At 67.1% G+C, this 18,442-nt stretch carries 16 protein-coding genes; 4 read left to right on the top strand and 12 right to left on the bottom strand.

Going from position 1 to position 18,442, the window contains the following annotated elements:
• The first annotated feature begins 272 nt into the window (after positions 1-272).
• Positions 273-485 carry a hypothetical protein gene (locus AB4Y44_RS01560; protein WP_028211876.1) on the top strand — a complete coding sequence of 71 codons (213 nt, stop codon included), beginning with the start codon at positions 273-275 and terminating at the stop codon, positions 483-485.
• A gap of 134 nt (positions 486-619) precedes the next feature.
• Positions 620-1,663 (top strand): serine/threonine protein kinase, encoded by a 1,044-nt coding sequence (locus AB4Y44_RS01555; protein WP_342924417.1) that lies wholly within the window; start codon positions 620-622, stop codon positions 1,661-1,663.
• A 15-nt stretch (positions 1,664-1,678) separates the two neighbouring features.
• Here the strand turns inward: AB4Y44_RS01555 and AB4Y44_RS01550 are convergent, their stop codons facing one another.
• The gene (locus tag AB4Y44_RS01550) at positions 1,679-3,637 is read right to left on the bottom strand and encodes a DUF3857 and transglutaminase domain-containing protein (protein WP_342924416.1); all 1,959 of its coding nucleotides are present in this window, start codon (positions 3,635-3,637) and stop codon (positions 1,679-1,681) included.
• A gap of 449 nt (positions 3,638-4,086) precedes the next feature.
• On the opposite strand from AB4Y44_RS01550, the gene AB4Y44_RS01545 reads away from it, so the two are divergent.
• Both AB4Y44_RS01545 and AB4Y44_RS01540 read left to right on the top strand, forming a co-directional pair.
• Positions 4,087-5,487: an OFA family MFS transporter gene (locus tag AB4Y44_RS01545; RefSeq protein ID WP_368698518.1), complete on the top strand. Its 1,401-nt coding sequence runs from the start codon at positions 4,087-4,089 to the stop codon at positions 5,485-5,487.
• 13 nt (positions 5,488-5,500) lie between these two features.
• Positions 5,501-5,629, top strand: coding sequence for an oxalate:formate antiporter (locus tag AB4Y44_RS01540; protein ID WP_342924414.1), 129 nt, complete (start codon positions 5,501-5,503; stop codon positions 5,627-5,629).
• Between the two features lie 175 nt (positions 5,630-5,804).
• Here the strand turns inward: AB4Y44_RS01540 and AB4Y44_RS01535 are convergent, their stop codons facing one another.
• The 11 genes from AB4Y44_RS01535 to AB4Y44_RS01485 form a co-directional block, all read right to left on the bottom strand.
• On the bottom strand, positions 5,805-6,827 hold the full coding sequence (locus AB4Y44_RS01535; RefSeq protein ID WP_368689419.1) for an XdhC family protein: 1,023 nt from the start codon (positions 6,825-6,827) through the stop codon (positions 5,805-5,807).
• Positions 6,800-7,372, bottom strand: coding sequence for a CoxG family protein (locus tag AB4Y44_RS01530; RefSeq protein ID WP_368698517.1), 573 nt, complete (start codon positions 7,370-7,372; stop codon positions 6,800-6,802). Before AB4Y44_RS01530 ends, AB4Y44_RS01535 begins: the two co-directional genes overlap by 28 nt.
• Positions 7,363-8,646 (bottom strand): VWA domain-containing protein, encoded by a 1,284-nt coding sequence (locus tag AB4Y44_RS01525; protein ID WP_342924433.1) that lies wholly within the window; start codon positions 8,644-8,646, stop codon positions 7,363-7,365. Before AB4Y44_RS01525 ends, AB4Y44_RS01530 begins: the two co-directional genes overlap by 10 nt.
• 53 nt (positions 8,647-8,699) lie before the next feature.
• Entirely contained in the window at positions 8,700-9,587 is an 888-nt protein-coding gene (locus tag AB4Y44_RS01520; RefSeq protein ID WP_368698516.1) for an AAA family ATPase, read from the bottom strand.
• A 76-nt stretch (positions 9,588-9,663) separates the two neighbouring features.
• Positions 9,664-10,461 (bottom strand): xanthine dehydrogenase family protein subunit M, encoded by a 798-nt coding sequence (locus AB4Y44_RS01515; RefSeq protein ID WP_368698515.1) that lies wholly within the window; start codon positions 10,459-10,461, stop codon positions 9,664-9,666.
• Positions 10,462-10,474: 13 nt separating this feature from the next.
• Positions 10,475-12,865 carry a xanthine dehydrogenase family protein molybdopterin-binding subunit gene (locus AB4Y44_RS01510; protein ID WP_368698514.1) on the bottom strand — a complete coding sequence of 797 codons (2,391 nt, stop codon included), beginning with the start codon at positions 12,863-12,865 and terminating at the stop codon, positions 10,475-10,477.
• A gap of 14 nt (positions 12,866-12,879) precedes the next feature.
• Positions 12,880-13,377, bottom strand: a complete 498-nt coding sequence (locus AB4Y44_RS01505) for a (2Fe-2S)-binding protein (protein WP_368698513.1) — start codon at positions 13,375-13,377, stop codon at positions 12,880-12,882.
• 464 nt (positions 13,378-13,841) lie between these two features.
• A complete protein-coding gene (locus AB4Y44_RS01500; protein ID WP_368698512.1) occupies positions 13,842-15,260 on the bottom strand; it encodes an amino acid permease in 1,419 nt (472 codons plus the stop codon).
• A 324-nt stretch (positions 15,261-15,584) separates the two neighbouring features.
• Positions 15,585-16,241, bottom strand: a complete 657-nt coding sequence (rqpR, locus tag AB4Y44_RS01495; protein WP_368689412.1) for a response regulator transcription factor RqpR — start codon at positions 16,239-16,241, stop codon at positions 15,585-15,587.
• Positions 16,238-17,260, bottom strand: a complete 1,023-nt coding sequence (locus tag AB4Y44_RS01490; protein ID WP_368698511.1) for a sensor histidine kinase — start codon at positions 17,258-17,260, stop codon at positions 16,238-16,240. The genes rqpR and AB4Y44_RS01490 overlap by 4 nt, the downstream gene beginning before the upstream one ends.
• A 407-nt stretch (positions 17,261-17,667) precedes the next feature.
• Positions 17,668-18,438: a ferredoxin--NADP reductase gene (locus AB4Y44_RS01485; protein WP_042265508.1), complete on the bottom strand. Its 771-nt coding sequence runs from the start codon at positions 18,436-18,438 to the stop codon at positions 17,668-17,670.
• Between the last annotated feature and the right edge of the window lie 4 nt (positions 18,439-18,442).

The following is an 18,442-nucleotide window of genomic DNA, read 5'->3' as shown; positions in this document are numbered from 1 at the left end:
GAAGCAGGGCGGGGCTGTGGCGGCACGAGGCGCCAAATGCACGCCGCCGTTGATACACCCCCCTATTTTTTCGCTTTGCTCGCGCGCTCAAACAGGCAACAATGGGGTTGCCAAGGGTCCGGCCGTGCTTAAGCGCGCGGCGAGAGCGGGTCGCCCGAAGCGAGTTTGGATGCGCGCGCAACTGATCGTGCGCATCGGTTTTTTTTGTCAGCATGCCGACCGGACTTCCTTCGAGGGAGTCGGCGAAGGTAGCGAGGTAACGGGGAAACATCATGCAAATCGGTTCTATCGTCCGTTCCGTTCATATCGCGGTGCCACAGGGCGCGCGCGGCATCGTGATGCGCATTCTCGGCGACATGGCGATGGTGACGTGGTATGCCGGGGAGCCTGGCTCGTCGGCGCAGCTCAATACCGAGCCCTTTTTTCTCGAAGATCTGATCGACACGGGCGAGCACGTCATGCCCGCCGGCGCGCAGATCCACTGAGTCTGGGCCCTGTGACACGTTGACGAGGCGCGCCGCGTCCCGTCGCAGGGTTGTGCGCCGCGTTTGTGTTGATCGTGTCTGGCGCGTGCACCGCGCGCTCGCCGGCACTGCCCGCAAGAGGCACAATTGCGGGTATGAATTACGATCCTTCTCCTGTCCCGGGCGGGCCTTCCGGTCCCGGCGACCAGCAAGCCGCGCCGTACGCGCGCCTCACGCCCGAATGCGTGCTCGACGCCGTCGACGGCGTGCTGATCCCGGCCGAGCGCCGCACGGATGGCCGCATGCTCGCGCTCAACAGCTACGAGAATCGCGTCTACCAGGTGGGTGTGGAAGACGGCCCGCCGCTCGTCGCCAAGTTCTACCGGCCCGGGCGCTGGAGCGACGAGGCGATCCTCGAAGAGCACGCTTTCGTCGCCGAACTCGCCGCGCGCGAGATTCCGGCCGTGCCTGCGCTCGCCTTCGAAGGGCGCACGCTGCACGAGTTCGACGGGTTTCGCTTCTCGCTGTTCGAGCGGCGCGGCGGCCGCGCGCCTGATCTCGACCGCAGCGACACGCTCGAGTGGCTCGGCCGCTTCATCGGCCGCATTCACGCCGTGGGCGCGACCCGGCCGTACGAGGCGCGCCCCACGCTCGACATTCAGTCCTACGGCTACGAGCCGCGCACGTATCTGCTCGAACACGGCTTCGTGCCCGAGGACGTGCGCGAAGCGTGGCAGGCCGCGGTGACGCTCGCGCTCGAAGGCGTGGAGGCGGCCTTCGAGCGTGCGGGCGATGTGCGGTCGTTGCGCCTGCACGGCGATTGCCATCCGAGCAACGTGCTCTGGACCGACGCCGGCCCGCATTTCGTGGACTTCGACGACAGCCGCATGGGTCCCGCTATCCAGGATTTGTGGCTGCTTTTGCCCGGAGATCGCGCGGGCGCTTCGCGTGCCATGGCGGATTTGCTCGCCGGTTACGAGGACTTCTGCGAATTCGAGCCGCGCGAACTGCACCTCGTCGAAGCGCTGCGCACGCTGCGTCTCATCCACTACTCGGCCTGGCTCGCGCGCCGCTGGCACGATCCCGCGTTTCCGGCCGCCTTCCCGTGGTTCAACACGCAGCGCTACTGGGAAGAGCGCATTCTCGAACTGCGCGAGCAGATCGGTGCGATGCAGGAAGGACCGCTCTGGCCCGTGTGAACGTCGTGCGCCGGCTCACTGCGCGCTCGCCTGACTATCTGGCGCGGCGCCCTGAGCCGACGGCTTGACGATCAACTGCGCGCGCAGGTCGCGCGCCATCGTCTCGAACGCGGGGCGCATCTGCGCGAAATCGTCGGCGCTGCAGACGTCGCTCGCGAAATGCGTTTGCCCGATACGCGTGACGCGCAGCACGTTCGCCTGCGGGTCGAGCGCGTACTGCGAACTGAAATCAATGAAACGGTTGTCGGCGTGCTGCGGCACGGGCACGTCGAGTACGTGCATGCCCGGCGGCAACACGATGCGCGTGCGCTCGGTCACCACCACGTTGCGGCACATGAAGGGCTGCGTGCGCCGCGATTCGCCGAGCCAGTAGCGCAGATTCGCGTCGAGCCCGCCCACGAAGCTCGTGAGCGTGGGCACGGGCGTGGTCATTTCCGGGTCGACGAAGCCGTCGAAGGTGCCCGTGAGCGTGAGCACGAGCGGACCCGCGGTGGCGTCGAGCGGGCTGGAGGCGAGCGTGGCGTTACCGCGCAGGTTCGCGTTGCGCAGCTCCCATTGCAGCGACTCCTCGCGCTGCGCGGGCGTTTGCAGGCGCAGCACGCTGCGCGTCTGTTCGGCGGACCAGCCCTCCGACTGCAAGCGATAGATGAAGCGCGCCGAGCCGTCGGGCGCGACCGTGATGTCGAGATCGCTCTCGCGCGTGGTCGTGGCCGTGGCGGGCGTGCGGACCTGCGTGCCGTCGCCGGCGAGCACGGCCTCGCGGTCCATGTCCGTCGACGGCAAATAGCCGAACTCGATGTTGCTCGCCGTGGAATCCGCGAACATCTGCAGATCGGGCAGCCAGGTGATGACGTGATTGATCACGCCGAAGCCCGGCACGACCGGCAGCGTGTAGACCGTGCCGCTGTTCACGAGCGCCGGCGTGCTGCGGATGCCCACGGCGCCGAGCAGCGCGCCGTAGAGCGCGACGTGGTCCTTGCAATCGCCGTAGCGGTTGGCGAGCACGTCGGTTACGTGGTGCGGCACGATCTCGCCGCGCCCGATATTCATCGCCACGTAGCGAATGTTGCGGCGCACCCAGTCATAGAGCGTTTGCGCCTTTGCGCGCGGCGTGTCGTCGTGTGCCGTGAGCGTCTGCGCAAGGCGCACGACGGCCGGATCGCGCACGGTGGGATCCATCGCCGCCTCGCGATACACCTTCGCGAAGGCCGCGTAGTCGGGAAAGGTGGATACCATCAGCCGGTCGCCGTAGCTCACGTAGGCGACCGAGCCATATTCGAGGCGCTCGAAATTCGACTTGTCGTAGCGGTACTCGTAGCGCGTGCGGCCGTTCACCGTGGCGGGCGGCAGCACGGTGAAGCCGCGCGCGTCGGCGTAGAGCGGCACTTTCGCGGGCAGGTCGTAGATCACGCGGAAGTGGTGTGTCGGCGCGAGGTCGGGGGGCGTAAAGTCGCTGAACCAGCCGGGCACGAGCGGCACGCGCTGGATCTTGCGCCACGTGAGATGCACGCGCGCGCCCGGCTCCACGGCCGGGAACACGATCACCTTGTCCTGCACGTCCTGGAACATCGGGGCGTCGAACGAGTGCACCTCCTGCACGTCGCGGATCTGCTCGGGGCGCACGTCGTGACGCCCGCCCTGGGCGTCCTCGGTCCACGCTTCGAGCACCTCCACGTGGGCCATCTCGCGGTTGAACCACACGTAATACTGGCCCGCGCGCGCAATGCCGGCTTCGGTGTTCACGCGCAGCGTGAGCGAGTCGAGCTTGGTGTACGAGCCGTCCGCGTTGACGGTGAAGGTCTGCGTCTCCGCTTCGTTGGTGTAGGGCGCCTGTGCGGCGCTGCCTGCGGGATTCAGCGCGCCCGCTTCGAGCGGCACCGGGGTGAGCTGCGCCATGCCCGGGCGCAGGTCGGCGGCGAAGGTTCCCGTGGCGGGGCCGAGCACGGCTAGGCAAAGAGCGAGAGCGAGGCGCATGGGGGGCTCGGCAGGTGGCGGGTCGCGGATGAGCGCTACTTCTGCCACTTAAAAGTCATGCAACCCGCTTGTCAAGCGGATGGCCCGCACAGCGACCGCAGGGGGCCCTGTATCGAGTGTTGAGTCTAAAGCTGGGCCGTGCAACGACATGCCCGCCTGTGGCGTTCTCCGCTGCGTCATTGGCGTCCCCGCCGGTTTGCTGCGCACGCAACAATCGAGGCCGCGTGGCAGCGCGAGGCCCGTTGTATGGCATATGTATGTTTACCTCATATTGCCAAGGAGGCGGTTGGGGACTAAGGTTCGTCCAGCCGTCAAGCGGCAATTAAGTGTTCTATGCGTTTGCGCATATAAAGAGCACGAAAGACCACGCCTACCAACAGCCATTTTGGATGGGACCAGAGCGAGCGTTGACCCCGCGCTCTCAACCTCTGGTCGATTCGGGAGATCCCATGAGCAGCGTTGCAGATTCGACGCGCGGTGCGCAAAGCGCACCTTTCTTTTCCAAAGAGGCGACCGTCGCCCCGCCGGGCTTTTCGCGCTGGATGGTGCCGCCCGCCGCGCTGGCCGTGCATCTGTGCATCGGCCAGGCCTACGCGTTTTCCGTGTTCAACGCGCCGCTCACGAAGGTGATCGGCATTACGCAGTCCGCGCCCGATGACTGGTCGCTCACCACGCTGGGCTGGATTTTCTCGCTGGCCATCGTGTTTCTCGGCCTTTCCGCCGCGTTCGGCGGCAAGTGGCTCGAACGTGTCGGCCCGCGCCGCACGATGTTTACCGCGGCGTGCTGCTTTGGCGGCGGTTTCCTCGTTTCCGCGCTCGGCGTGTATCTGCACCAGATCGCGCTGCTCTATCTCGGCTACGGCGTGATCGGCGGCATCGGCCTCGGACTCGGCTACGTCTCGCCGGTTTCGACGCTGATCCGCTGGTTCCCCGACCGCCGCGGCATGGCAACGGGCCTCGCGATCATGGGCTTTGGCGGCGGCGCGATGATCGCCGCCCCGCTCTCCGTCATGCTGATGAAGCATTTCGCGAGCGACACGAGCGTGGGCGTCGCCCAGACCTTCGTGGTGCTCGGCGTGGCGTATTTCATCTCGATGACGATCGGCGCCATCACCATCCGCGTGCCTGCGCCGGACTGGAAGCCGGCTGGCTGGACGCCGCCCGTCGTGGCGAAGAAGCTCGTGTCGAACCAGCACGTGCATATCGACCAGGCGCTCAAGACGCCGCAGTTCTATCTGATCTGGCTCGTGCTGTTCCTCAACGTGACGGCCGGCATCGGCATTCTGGGCCAGGCCTCGGTCATGATCCAGGAAAGCTTCAAGGACACCGTGAGCGCCGGCGCGGCGGCGGGCTTCGTCGGCCTGCTCTCGCTCTTCAACATGGGCGGGCGCTTCGTGTGGGCTTCGGCTTCCGACTGGGTGGGCCGCAAGAACACCTACTTCATCTTCTTCGTGTTCGGCGCGCTGCTCTATTACGCGGTGCCGCAGTTCGCGCAGAGCGGCAACATCGTGTTCTTCGTGCTCGCGTTCTGCCTGATTCTCTCGATGTACGGCGGCGGCTTCTCGACCGTGCCCGCCTATCTCGCGGACATGTTCGGCACGGCGTTCGTCGGCGGCATTCACGGCCGTCTGCTCACCGCATGGGCCGCGGCAGGCGTGGCGGGCCCGGTGCTCGTGAACTACGTGCGTGCGTACCAGGTCGCGCACGGCGTGGCGAAGGCCGACGCCTACACGATGACCGTGCACATCATGGCTTCGCTGCTCGTGATCGGCTTCATCTGCAATCTGCTCGTGCGCCGCGTGGACGCGAAGCACCACATGAGCGAGACGCAACTCGCCGCCGGTAAATAAGGAGGAACGCGCAATGTCTACCCAAGCCGCCCCGAAATCGTCGAACAATGCGCTGATGGCGATCTTCTGGCTTTACGTGCTGGTGCCGCTCGTGTGGGGCGTAACCAACACGCTCACGCAGGCGATGAAGCTGTTCGGCTGATGCCGTGACGCTCGAGTGAAGCGAGGCGGCGCGAGCCGCCCGCCAGAAACCCCTACTGCGGGCCGCCGACGAAAGTCGCGGCCCGCAGTTTTTTTGGGGGCGAAGTAGTGACACGAGCGCGAGACGGACGACGACGGACGCTCACCTCACGCCTGAAGGCGGCCGCGCAGCGCCCTCACACATCGCACGTCGATCCCGCGCCCGCCGCGTGTTCGCGCGCGGCCTTTGCGCCTTCCACCTGGAGAATGGTCGGCAGCGAGACGCCGTTCTTCGCCGCCGTGACCTCCGCGAGGATCGACACCGCGATTTCCGGCGGCGTGCGGCTGCCGATGTAAATGCCCACCGGCCCATGCAGCCGCGCGAGTTCCGCCTCGCTCAGGTCGAACTCCTTGAGCCGCTCGCGCCGCGCCGCGTTGTTGCGCCGCGAGCCTAGCGCGCCCACGTAGAACGCGGGCGTCTTGAGCGCTTCCATCAGCGCGAGGTCGTCGAGCTTCGGGTCGTGCGTGAGCGCGATCACGGCGCAGCGTTCGTCGAGCTTCATGTCGAGCACCGTGTCGTCGGGCATGGTGCGCACGAGCGCCGTGCCGGGCACGTCCCAGGTGTCGGTGTATTCCTCGCGCGGATCGCACACGGTCACCTGATAGTCGAGCCCCACGGCGATCTGGCAGAGATAGCGCGAGAGCTGCCCCGCGCCGATCACCAGCATGCGGTAGCGCGGCCCGTGGATCGTGAGCAGGCGCACGTCGTCGAAGTCCACGCCGTCGGTCGCTTTTGCAGGGCCGAGCGTGGCGCGGCCGGTCGCCATGTCGAGTGTGCGCGCAACGAGTTCGCCGCGCTCGACGGTTTCGAGCAGTTCGCGAATGCCCGAGGCTTCGGAGAGCGGTTCGAGCACGAGCTGGATCGTGCCGCCGCATGGCAGTCCGAAACGATGCGCCTCTTCCGCCGTGATGCCGTACTTGACGGCTTCGGGCTTCACGATCGTCACGCCTTCGCGGTGCACGCGGTCGATCAGATCGTCCTCGATGCAGCCGCCCGACACGGAGCCGACCACGAGGCCGTCGCCGCGCACCACGAGCATCGCGCCCTCGGGACGCGGCGACGAGCCCCACGTTTTCACCACTGTCACCAGCAGCGCGCGGTGCCCTGCGTCGAGCCAGCGCACGCTGGATTTCAGGACTTCGAGATCCACGCTGTCCATGATCGTTTCCTCTTCGGTGTTTCCTCTGCGCCTTCGCCTTGCGGCTGGCCTTCGGCGTCGCTCGCGGCAGATTCCGCCGTCTCGTCGGTATTTTCCTGCGCGCCGCCCCCCAGCTGTTCCCCGAAACGCTTGAAAAACTCGCCGGCTATCTTGCGCGCCGCGCCGTCCACGAGCCGCGAGCCGATCTGCGCGAGCTTGCCGCCTACCTGGGCGTTGGCGGTGTAGGTGAGCGTGGTCGATTCGTCGCCGGCGGCTTCGAGCTTCACGTGCGCGTCGCCCTTGCCGAAGCCGGCTGCGCCGCCCTGGCCCTCGAAGACGATCGTGTAGCTGTTCGGGGCGTCGATATCGGCGAGCTGCATGCGGCCCTTGAAACGCGCCTTCACCGGTCCCACGGCGGCGGTCAGCGCGACCGCGTAGGCGTTCTCACCGTCGGCTTCGATGCTTTCGCAGCCCGGTATGCACGCCTTGAGGATCGCGGTGTCGTTGAGCGCTTCCCAGGCGCGCTGTTGCGGCACCGGCAGCGTGTGGCTTTCGGTCAGCTCCATCGTGTTTCTCCTTGTGCCGGGCGCGCCTGCAGGGTGTGCAACGCGCGTGCCGGTTTTGGCAGATGAGTCGCCAGATGCGTTGCCGCATGAGGCGCAGACCCGATCGGCGCGGCTTCGCACAGGCTGCGCGCGAACGATTCGAGGCTGTCGAGATTGTGGACGGGGTAGTGCGCGTCGACGTGGGGCAGCATCGCCTGCACGCCGCGCGCTTTCGGCGCGAAGTCGCGGTAACGCAAGAGCGGATTGAGCCAGATCACGCGATGCGCGAAGCGGTGCAGGCGCGCCATCTCTTCGCTTAGCCGGCCGCATTCATCGTGATCGAGCCCGTCGGTGACGATCAGCACCGTCGCGCGCCCACCGAGCATGCGGCGCGCCCAGCGGCGGTTGAATTCCGCGAGCGTGGCGCCGATGCGCGTGCCGCCGGACCAGTCCGCGACCTGGGTGGCGAGCTGCGCGAGCGCGACGTCGGGGTCGCGTTCGCGCAGCGCGCGCGTGGCGTGCGTCAGGCGCGTGCCGAACAGGAACACCTGCAGGCGTTCGCGCGATTGCAGCAACGCGTGGCAGAAGTAGAGCACCGCGCGCGAGTAGCTGCTCATCGAGCCGGAGATGTCGAGCAGCAGCACGAGCGGCAGCTTGCGTTCCACGGGCGCTCGATATTTCCACACGGTCCAGTCGCCGCCCGCGCGCACTGCATGGCGCGCGCTCGCGCGCAGATCCGCGTGCGTGCCGCGCGACGCTGCCTTCAGGCGCCGCGTGCGAACGGTGGCGAGCGGCAGGCGGCGCGCGCGGATCAGGTGGCGCAGCGTGCGCCATTCGTCGGCGCTGAGCGTGTCGAAGTCGCGCTGGCGCAGGCGTTCTTCGGCGCTGAAGGTGGCGTGTGCGCGCAACTCGTGTTCTTCGTGCGAGGGCGGTGGCTTCGCGCCGGGGCGATGGGCAGGACGCGCCGCGAGCGCATCGGCGAGGCGGTTGTTGCGGCGCGGCGGCGGCACGCCGCCTTGCACCTTCGGCAGCAGCAGCGCGCGCAGCTTGCCTTCGAAATCCGGATCGCGCCAGAAGAGGGCGAACGCGGCGTCGAAGATCTCGCGCTCGTCGGGCGCGCTCGTGAGGAGCGCGGCGAGCGCCGCATGCACGTCGTCGCGGCGGCCGAGGTCGATGTGGCGCAGTGCTTCGATCGCGTCGACGGCGCGCGAAGGCGACATCGGCAGGCCGGCGCCGCGCAGCACGCGCACGAAATGCACGACGTTGCGCGCGAACACGCTCGCGAGCGTGGGCATGGCGGCGGGCGAGATGGCGTGGGTTCCGGACGATGGGGTAGCGGGCATCGTGCTCACTCCGCGAGCGCGAGCGTTTGCGCGATGCGTTGCGCGTCGAGCTGCGCGAGGTCGTCCTGGTACTTCAGCAGCACGCCCAGCGTGTCCTGCACCGACTGCGGATCGAGTTCCGTCACGGCGAGCGCGCTAAGCGCGCGGCACCAGTCGATCGTTTCCGCGATGCCGGGCGCCTTGAAGAGGTCCAGCGTGCGCAACTGGTGCACGAACGCCACGGCGCGCTGCTGCAAGTCGGGCGCGGTTTCGGGCGCGCGTGCGGCCACGATCGCGAGTTCGCGCGCGCGGTCCGGGTAGCCGAGCCATTGATAGAGGCAGCGCCGCTTGAGCGCGTCGTGCACTTCGCGCGTGCGGTTCGACGTGATCACGACGAGCGGCGGCGTGCTCGCGCGCACGGTGCCGTATTCGGGAATCGATACCTGGAAGTCCGAAAGGAGTTCGAGCAGGAAGGCTTCGAACGGTTCGTCGGCGCGGTCGATTTCGTCGATCAGCAGCACGCGGCGCGCGCCCGGGTTGTGCGGGTCGGGTTGCAGCGCCTGGAGCAGCGGGCGCTTGAGCAGAAATTCGTCGCGATAGAGCGTGTCGTTGCGGGGCTTTTCGCCGGCGGCTTCGGCAAGACGCAGCGCCATGATCTGGCGCGGATAGTCCCACTCGTACAGCGCGCTCGCCGTATCGAGCCCTTCGTAGCACTGCAGGCGCAAGACCGTCGTGCCGAGCATCGCCGCCGCGGCCTTCGCGAGTTCGGTCTTGCCCACGCCCGGCTCGCCTTCGAGAAACAGCGGGCGTTCCATGCGCAGCGCCAGAAAGAGCGCCGTGGCGAGTTCGCGGCTCGCGAAATAGCCGCGCGCTTCGAGTTGTGCGAGGGTGTCGTCGATCGAGGCGGATTGCATGCGGGATTCTGGCAACGCAAATCAAAGGTGGCGAGCGCTCCCATGTCCACCGGGAAGCGCTCGCCCTCGGGGCAGCCTAGCCGTTGGCCTTCGCCACCGCGCGCGCCGCGAGCACCGGTATGAGGTGCGCGCGATAGGCCGCGCTTGCGTGCAGGTCGGTGTTGAGGTCGTCGGCGGGCACCCTGACCGCGCGTGCGGCTTCGGGCGCGAAGTTCGTCTTCAGTGCGCTTTCCAGCGCGCCCGCGCGAAATACCGAAGGCCCGGCGCCCGTGACCGCCACGCGCACATCACCACCGTACTTTGCGACGAACACGCCCGCGAGCGCGAAGTGCGAGGCCGGATTGGGAAACTTCTCGTAGGCCGCGCGCTCGGGCACCTGGAATTCGACGGCCACGATCAGCTCGTCGGGTTCCAGCGCCGTTTCGTACATGCCGAGGAAGAAGTCGTCCGCTGCGATGCGCCGCCGGTCCGTCACCACCGTCGCGCTCAGTGCGAGCACCGCCGCCGGATAGTCGGCCGCCGGATCGTCGTTGGCGAGCGAGCCTCCCAGCGTGCCGAGCGCGCGCACCTGGCGGTCGCCGATCATGCCCGCGAGGTCCGCGAGCGCCGGCAGCGTGCTGCGGATCTGCGCGTTTTCGGCGACGTCGGCATGGCACACGGCCGCGCCCACCTTCACCACCTTGCCGTCCACCTGCACGGCTTTCAGCTCGGGAATGCGCGTGACGTCCACGAGCGTGGTGGGCTGCGCGAGCCGCAGCTTCATCGCCGCGAGCAGGCTCTGGCCGCCGCCGAGGAATTTGGCGTCGGCGTCGGCCGCGAGGGCTTTCACGGCGCCTTGCGCGTCGCTTGCGCGCTGATAGTCGAATGCGTACATGGAGCGCCTCCGCTCAAGGTTGTGAAGGGGCCTGCGCGGCCTGGATCGCCTGCCATACACGATGCGGCGTGGCCGGCATCTGCAGGTCCTTCACGCCTAGCGGCGCGAGTGCATCCAGAATCGCGTTGATCACGGCGGGTGGCGAGCCGATCGCACCGGCTTCGCCGCAGCCCTTCACGCCAAGCGGATTGTGCGTGCACGGCGTGCCTTTCGCGGTTTCGACCGTGTACGAAGGCACGTCCGACGCGTGCGGCATCGCGTAGTCCATGTACGAGCCCGAGAGCAGCTGGCCGCTCTCGTTGTCGTACACGCACTGTTCGAGCATCGCCTGGCCGATCCCCTGGCCGAGCCCACCATGCACCTGGCCTTCGACGATCATCGGGTTGATGACGTTGCCGAAATCGTCCACTGCGGTGAAGCGTTCGATGCGCGTCTCGCCCGTCTCGGGATCGACTTCGACTTCGCAGAGATACGCGCCCGACGGATAGGTGAAGTTGGTCGGATCGTAGAACGCGCTTTCATCGAGGCCCGGTTCGAGCGTCTCCAGCGGATAGTTGTGCGGCACGTACGCGGCGAGCGAGATTTCCGCGAAGGTCTTCGTGCGGTCGGTGCCCGCGACGCGGAACACGCCGTCGGCGAACTCGATGTCCTCCACGCCCGCTTCGAGCATGTGCGCGGCGATCTTTTTCGCCTTCGCCTCGATCTTGTCGAGCGCCTTCATGATGGCCGAGCCGCCCACCGAGATCGAGCGCGAGCCATAGGTGCCCATGCCGAACGGAATGCGGCCCGTGTCGCCGTGCACGATCTCGACCTGTTCGATCGGCACGCCCAGGCGATCGGCCACGACCTGCGCGAAGGTCGTCTCGTGGCCCTGGCCGTGGCTGTGCGAGCCCGTGAACACAGTGACGGAACCGGTCGGGTTCACGCGGACCTCGCCGGCTTCGAACAGGCCCGCGCGCGCGCCGAGCGCACCCGCGATGTTCGACGGCGCGAGCCCGCACGCCTCGATGTAGCACGAGTAGCCGAGGCCGCGCAGCAAGCCTCGCGCCTTCGAGGCGTCGCGGCGCGCGGCGAAGCCCTTCACATCGGCGAGTTCCAGTGCGCGCCCGAGGCACGCTTCGTAGTCGCCCGTGTCGTAGGTGAGGCCTACGGGTGTGGCATACGGGAAGCTCGTGATGAAGTTGCGGCGGCGGATTTCGGCCGGGTCGATGTTCATCTCGCGCGCGGCCGTTTCCACCAGACGCTCGACCACGTAGGTCGCTTCCGGACGTCCCGCGCCGCGGTACGCATCCACGGGTACCGTGTTCGTGAACACGGCCTTCACCTCGGCGTAGATTGCGGGCGTGGTGTACTGGCCCGCGAGCAGCGTGGCGTAGAGGATGGTCGGCACGCTCGAGGCGAAGGTCGAGAGATACGCGCCCATGTTCGCCGTGGTGTGCACGCGCATGGCGAGGAACCTGCCGTCCTTGTCGAGCGCGAGTTCGGCTTTGGTGACGTGGTCGCGGCCGTGCGCATCGGAAACGAAGGACTCCGATCGTTCCGCGGTCCACTTCACCGGGCGGCGGATCTTCTTCGCGGCCCACGTGAGCGCGACATCTTCGGCATACAGAAAGATCTTCGAGCCGAAGCCGCCGCCCACGTCGGGCGCGACAATGCGCAGCTTCGTTTCCGGCAGCCCGAGCACGAACGCGGCCATCAGCAGGCGCTCGACGTGCGGGTTCTGGTTCGCCACGTACACGGTGTAGCTGTCGTCGTGCGGCGAGTAGCTCGCATTCACGGCGCGCGGCTCGATGGCGTTCGGTATGAGCCGGTTGTTGACGATGTCGAGCGTCGTCACGTGCGCGGCCTGCGCGAAGGCGGCGTCGGTCGCGGCCTTGTCGCCGTGGCCCCACGTGTAGCAGGTGTTGTTCGGCACGCCGTCGTGCACGAGCGGCTGGCCGGCGTCGGCGGCGTGCGCCGTATCGACGGCGGCGGGCAGTTCTTCGTAATCGACCTCGACTAGTTCGGCGGCATCCTTCGCGGCCTTGACCGAATCGGCGATCACGAGCGCGACCTGGTCGCCCACGTGGCGCGCTTTCTCGTGCGCGATCACGGGATGCGGTGGCTCGTTCATGGGCGTGCCGTCGATGCTGTGGATGAGCCAGCCGCACGGCAGGCCGCCCACGTTTTCCGCCGCGAGGTCTGCGCCGGTGAAGACGGCCACGACGCCGGGCGATGCCTTCGCGGCGTCGATGTCGATGCTTTTGATGCGCGCGTGGGCGTGCGGCGAGCGCACGAACACGGCGTAGGTCTGTGCGGGCAGCACGACGTCGTCGGTGTACTGGCCGACGCCGGTGAGGAAGCGGAAGTCTTCCTTGCGCTTGACGGGTGCGCCGATCATGCGGTTGGGTTCGGGTGCGTTCATGGTGGCCTCCCGAGTCACGTCGTCGTGGCGGCAGCGGGGGCGCCCGCGCGCATTGCCTGCGCGCCGGCGGCCACGGCCTTCACGATGTTGTGATAGCCCGTACAGCGGCAGAAGTTGCCGTCGAGTCCTTCGCGTATGTCGCTTTCCGTGAGGTCGGGCTTGGCGGCGGCGAGCGCGGTCGCGCACATCACCATGCCGGGCGTGCAGAAACCGCATTGCAGGCCGTGGCATTCGCGGAACGCGGCCTGCATGGGATGCAGCTCGCCGTTTTTCGCGAGGCCTTCGATCGTCGTCACCTCCATGCCGTCGCACTGCACCGCGAGCTGGTTGCACGACTTGATCGCGCGGCCGTTCAGGTGGACGGTGCAGGCCCCGCATTGTGCGGTGTCGCAGCCGACGTGCGTGCCGGTGAGACGCTGCTGTTCGCGCAGGAACTGGACGAGGAGCGTGTGGGGTTCGACCTCGGCGGTCACGGGCGCGCCGTTGACCGTGAGGCTAATACTGATCGCCATTGATGTGTCTCCAATGTCGACCGGAGCACGGCGCTGCGTGTGGCTCCGGTCCCATGCCAGATGATGGGATAGAGACCTGCCTGGGCCCGCTTTTTTACACTGAATCGACCGCCATAACCGCCCGCAGGAAAACTCGCCCGTCCAACGCATTGCGCCTCTTTGCGCGCGCAACGCACGGCGCCACGCAAACCACGCGGGGCGCTTCGGGCGGATCGAACCATTGCGGGTGGAGCGGAATCTGGGTCCGGCTGGTGCCTTGCTTTTCAGTGAAGCCTGGGGGTGACGCCCGGACAGTAAAGCACAATTTGCCGAATTTCGCTGCGCGGGGTTTTACCCTCCAGAATGCCTGCAGCGTGCGCAAAGAAACGGCCCGCCTCGATGACTCGGGGCGGGCCGTTGCGTTGCAGTGCAGCGATCAAAGGCGATCCAGGCGGGATCGAAGCGCCGCGAAGATCACGCAAACATCAGTCGTGATGCACGCGCTCGTGCGGTGCGTGCGCGAGACGCGAATGGCGGCGCGAATAGCCGAAGTAGACGATGAGTCCAAACGCGGTCCAGACCAGGAACGCGACCCACGTGAGCGGCTGAAGGTTGATCATCAGGAACAGGCACGAAGCGACCGCGAGAATCGGCACCACGGGCACGCCCGGGCAGCGGAACGCGCGCGGCAGGTGCGGGTGGGTCTTGCGCAGCACGAGCACGGCGATCGACACCATCGAGAAGGCGGCGAGCGTGCCGATGTTGATCAGCTCGGCTAGCACGTTCAGCGGCACGAGCGCGCCGATCAGACCAAAGAAAATGCCGACGAGCCAGGTCGTGAAGAACGGCGTGGCGAAGCGCGGATGCACCTTCGAGAGTTTGGCGGGCAACAGGCCGTCGCGCGACATCGCGAAGATGATGCGGGTCTGGCCGTAGCTCATCACGAGGATCACGGTGAGCATGCCGAGCACGGCGCCCAGATCGATGAAGCCCGCGACCCAGTTTTCGCCCGCCACCTGCAGCGCGAACGAAACCGGGTGGCCGACATGGGCGAAGCGCGGCGAGGGCACGATGCCGGTCACGACCGCCGCCACGGCGACGTAGAGCACCGCGCACACGGCGAGCGAAGCGATGATGCCGACGGGCAGATCGCGCTTGGGGTTCTTCACTTCTTCGGCGGCGGACGACACCGAGTCGAAGCCGATGAACGCGAAGAACATCACGGCCGCGGCGCCGAACACGCCGCGCCAGCCGTTGGGCATGAACGGATGCCAGTTCGCGGGGGTGACGTGGAACACGCCCACGGCGATCACGAGCAGCACCACGGTCACCTTGATCGCCACCATGATGTTGTTGATGCGCGTGGATTCGCGCACGCCCACGGAAAGCAGCCCCGTGATTGCCATCATCACGAGAAATGCGGGCAGATTGAAGAACGTGTGCACGCCGGGCACGGCGCCGGGCGCGGCCGAGAGCGCGGCGGGCAGCGTGAGGCCGAAGCCCGAAAGCAGCGACTGCAGGTAGCCCGACCAGCCCACCGAGACCGCGGACGTGGCGAGCCCGTACTCGAGCATCAGGTCCCAGCCGATCACCCATGCGGCCAGCTCGCCGAGCGTGGCGTACGAATAGGTGTAGATCGAGCCGGCCACGGGAATGGTCGAGGCGAACTCGGCGTAGGCGAGCGCGGCGAAGCAGCAGGCCACGGCCGCGATCAGGAACGCGATCATGAGCGCCGGGCCGGCCTGCACGGCGCCCGTGCCGGTCAGCACGAAAATGCCGGTGCCGATGATCGCGCCGATGCCGAGAAAGGTGAGGTCGAGTGCGCCGAGTGCTTTTTTCAGGCCAGCGCCCTGGGCGCTCGCCTGCAACATGTGCTCGACGTTCTTCTTGCGAAAGAGGGACATTTGGCGGGGAACTCCACGTAAAACGCGCGAAGGCGAGGAGCTGGAGCGGTGGTTCACCCGTGGTTGACCCATGATTGACCTACGCCCGCCTGCGCCGGCTTCGCGTGCCGGATGTCTTTGGGGGAAACCCTAAATTTTAGCGGAAGTCGCGCGCGAGACCGGTCGAGCAGGGTCGGAAACACTCGTTTGACGCGGACGATTCCGCCGCAATCCGGGACGCGCGAGCGCGATCCTTGCCGGGACCCGCGCGAACGGCGCAATTCATTTCCGGATCAACGGGTTGTGGCGAGAAGGCCGCCTTGATGCCGCAGGGGCGCCGCGATGTCAGGCGTTGACGGTCGGCGAGAGGTCGACGAGCCGGTTGCTCATCACATAGAAGGTCAGCTCGGCGTTGTTGGTGAGCTTCATCTTTTCGAGCAGGCGTGTGCGGTAGACGCTCACCGTCTTCACCGACAGCGAGAGCGCGTGGGCGATGTCCGTGAGACGCTTGCCCGAGGCAAGCATGCACAGCGTCTGGTATTCGCGGTCGGAGAGCTTCTCGTGGGGCAGCTGCTCGCCGTCCACCAGTACGTAGTCGGCGAGCGCTTCGGCCATCGCCGGGCTCACGTACTTGCGGCCCGCGGCGACCTGCTGGATCGCGGAGATCATCTGCGCGGCGTCCACCGTCTTCGACAGATAGCCGGCCGCGCCCGCCTTCAGCGCGCGCACCGCGTATTGATCCTCGCGATACATCGAGAACATCAGCACCGGCACGCGCGGCGCCTTTTTCTTGGCGCGCTTGAGCACCTCCACGCCGTTCATGTCCGGCAGCGAGATGTCGAGCAGGACCACGTCGCACACGTGTTTCGCGATCGCGGCGAGCGCCTCGGCGCCCGTTTGCGCCTCGATCACCTCGGCGGCAATGCCGCGGTCGAGCAGCAACTGGCGAACGCCCTGGCGCACGACGGCATGGTCGTCGACGAGCAGGATGCGATGGGTCATGAGCGGGCGCCTTCTTTGATGAGGAGGGGCGAGGCGGAATGCGAGACGCCGAGCAGCGCGTCCCACGCGAAGCGCGCACGCACGGTCGTGCCGCGCGGGGCGGCTTGCTGCCGGGCGTCGTCGTGGCGCGCGCGCGCGATGCCGCCCTTGACGGCGCGCAGCGAGCCGCCGAAGGCGGCGCAGCGCTCGCGCATGCCGGCGAGGCCGTAGTGGCCGGAGCGGCTCGTGCCTTTGTCTGTGCTGTCGTCGCCATGACCGTTCGTCAGGCTGCGACGCGTGCGGCCCGCGGCGCGCGCGAGGCCGATGCCGTCGTCGGCGATGGTGAGCGTGAGGTGGCGCGCCGTGCTTTCGAGCCGAACCTCGGCGCACGTGGCCTGCGCGTGGCGCGCCACGTTGGCGAGCGCCTCCTGGGCGACGCGGAACACAGCGAGCGCGGCCTCGGCGGGCAGGCGGGCGAGGCGCGCGTCGTCGCTGGCGCCGGCTACGCTTGCGGCGAGGCCCGTGCGCGCCGCGAAGCCGTGCACCCAGCTCGACAGCGCGGGCGCCAGGCCCGCGTCGAGGTGCGGCGCGTGCAGGCCGTCGAGCACCTGGCGCATCGCGCCGGTGGCGGCTTCGAGCGAGCGGGCGACGAGCGCGAGCGCCTCGGCGCATTGCGGCGGGGCGTTGGCGGGCAGCCAGGTGTGGACGTTGGCGAGTGCGAAGTGCGTGGCGGCGAGTTCCGCGCCGACGCTGTCGTGCAGGTCGCGCGCGAGCTGGTGGCGGACGGCTTCGTCGGCGTGAATGGACTGGGCGGCGCTGCCGTGGGCAAGCGTGCGGCTCGCGCGCCGGCGTGCGCCGCGTGCTGGCGCGGCAATCTGCCGATGCGCGCGGTCGAGGCCTTCGAGCGCGGCCACCGTGGCCGCCTCGTCGGCCGCAGCGGACCATGCGAGGAGGGCGAGGCCGTCGACGCCATGAGCGGCGCGCGGCGCATCGCTGGCGGGCGTGCGCGCGTTCGGCGCGGCGAATCTCGACGTATCCATCATTCCCCCGTTCAGGAACCGGTTCCTGCTGTCAGACGTCCGTCGGGATTTCGCCTCCCCGGCGTGACGGCGAACAGCACGGCGCAGCGTAACGAAATTTACAACCAGTAACAACCTGGCTCTGCCCCTGGACACGTATCAGGGTGTCCAATGTTGCATTGCGATAATATCTTAAAAAAGGAAAAACTTCAGGCTGGACAAGGGTTAGCGGCCAAACTTCAGGTGTCGCATGAGGTCGCAGGCCTTTGTCATGTAGGAAAAATACTGACAGGAAAGGTATCGCATTTGTGTGACAACTGTAACCGCGCCAACGACAAAGTAAAGGGCCAAAATAAAGCGCGCAGGCGAAAAAAAACCGGAGCGCGAGGCTCCGGTTCTTCGTGTCGCGAGCGACCTGTGACGGGCGCTTAACCGACGAACGCCTTTTCCACCACGTAGTGACCCGGCTGGTTGTTGCTGCCTTCCGTGAGGCCGGCCTTTTCGAGCAGCTCGACGGTGTCGCGCAGCATGTGTGTGCTGCCGCAGAGCATGATGCGGTCGCGCTCGGGCGAGAACGGCGGCAGATCGAGGTCTTCGAACAGCTTCTTCGTGTCGATCAGTTCGGTGATGCGGCCGCGGTTGTCGAACACTTCGCGCGTGACGGTCGGGTAGTACACCAGCTTTTCGCGCACGATTTCGCCGAGGTATTCATGCTCGCGCAGTTCTTCGGTGATGAAGTCCTTGTACGCGAGTTCGTCGACGAAACGGCAAGTGTGCGTGAGCACGATCTTGTCGAAGCGGTCGTAGATGTCGGGGTCCTTGATGATCGACATGAACGGCGCGAGGCCCGTGCCGGTCGAGAGCAGCCACAGCACCTTGCCGGGCAGCAGGTTGTCGGCCACCAGCGTGCCGACGGGCTTCTTGCCGATCAGCACCTTGTCGCCGATCTTCAGGTGCTGCAGGCGCGACGTGAGCGGGCCGTCCGGCACCTTGATGCTGAGAAACTCTAGATGCTCTTCGTAGTTGGCGCTCGCGAGCGAGTACGCGCGCATCAGCGGCTTGCCATCGACTTCGAGGCCGACCATGGTGAACTGGCCGTTGTCGAAACGCAGGGCCTGGTCGCGCGTGCAGGTGAAGCTGAAAAGCGTGTCGGTCCAGTGATGGACGCTCAGAACGGTTTCTTCGGTGAATTTGCTCATGGTT

This window comes from Paraburkholderia sp. BR10937 (assembly GCF_040965695.1).
Taxonomy (GTDB): domain Bacteria; phylum Pseudomonadota; class Gammaproteobacteria; order Burkholderiales; family Burkholderiaceae; genus Paraburkholderia.
The sequence above is the reverse complement of the archived record's forward strand: the minus strand, read 5'-3'. Positions and strand labels throughout refer to the sequence as shown.

Bases quoted from the DNA above. Each gene is read 5' to 3' on its own strand.
- AB4Y44_RS01560 (WP_028211876.1), top strand. From the start codon at position 273: ATGCAAATCGGTTCTATCGTCCGTTCCGTTCATATCGCGGTGCCACAG.
- AB4Y44_RS01555 (WP_342924417.1), top strand. From the start codon at position 620: ATGAATTACGATCCTTCTCCTGTCCCGGGCGGGCCTTCCGGTCCCGGC.
- AB4Y44_RS01550 (WP_342924416.1), bottom strand. From the start codon at position 3,637: ATGCGCCTCGCTCTCGCTCTTTGCCTAGCCGTGCTCGGCCCCGCCACG.
- AB4Y44_RS01545 (WP_368698518.1), top strand. From the start codon at position 4,087: ATGAGCAGCGTTGCAGATTCGACGCGCGGTGCGCAAAGCGCACCTTTC.
- AB4Y44_RS01540 (WP_342924414.1), top strand. From the start codon at position 5,501: ATGTCTACCCAAGCCGCCCCGAAATCGTCGAACAATGCGCTGATGGCG.
- AB4Y44_RS01535 (WP_368689419.1), bottom strand. From the start codon at position 6,827: ATGGACAGCGTGGATCTCGAAGTCCTGAAATCCAGCGTGCGCTGGCTC.
- AB4Y44_RS01530 (WP_368698517.1), bottom strand. From the start codon at position 7,372: ATGGAGCTGACCGAAAGCCACACGCTGCCGGTGCCGCAACAGCGCGCC.
- AB4Y44_RS01525 (WP_342924433.1), bottom strand. From the start codon at position 8,646: ATGCCCACGCTCGCGAGCGTGTTCGCGCGCAACGTCGTGCATTTCGTG.
- AB4Y44_RS01520 (WP_368698516.1), bottom strand. From the start codon at position 9,587: ATGCAATCCGCCTCGATCGACGACACCCTCGCACAACTCGAAGCGCGC.
- AB4Y44_RS01515 (WP_368698515.1), bottom strand. From the start codon at position 10,461: ATGTACGCATTCGACTATCAGCGCGCAAGCGACGCGCAAGGCGCCGTG.
- AB4Y44_RS01510 (WP_368698514.1), bottom strand. From the start codon at position 12,865: ATGAACGCACCCGAACCCAACCGCATGATCGGCGCACCCGTCAAGCGC.
- AB4Y44_RS01505 (WP_368698513.1), bottom strand. From the start codon at position 13,377: ATGGCGATCAGTATTAGCCTCACGGTCAACGGCGCGCCCGTGACCGCC.
- AB4Y44_RS01500 (WP_368698512.1), bottom strand. From the start codon at position 15,260: ATGTCCCTCTTTCGCAAGAAGAACGTCGAGCACATGTTGCAGGCGAGC.
- rqpR (WP_368689412.1), bottom strand. From the start codon at position 16,241: ATGACCCATCGCATCCTGCTCGTCGACGACCATGCCGTCGTGCGCCAG.
- AB4Y44_RS01490 (WP_368698511.1), bottom strand. From the start codon at position 17,260: ATGGATACGTCGAGATTCGCCGCGCCGAACGCGCGCACGCCCGCCAGC.
- AB4Y44_RS01485 (WP_042265508.1), bottom strand. From the start codon at position 18,438: ATGAGCAAATTCACCGAAGAAACCGTTCTGAGCGTCCATCACTGGACC.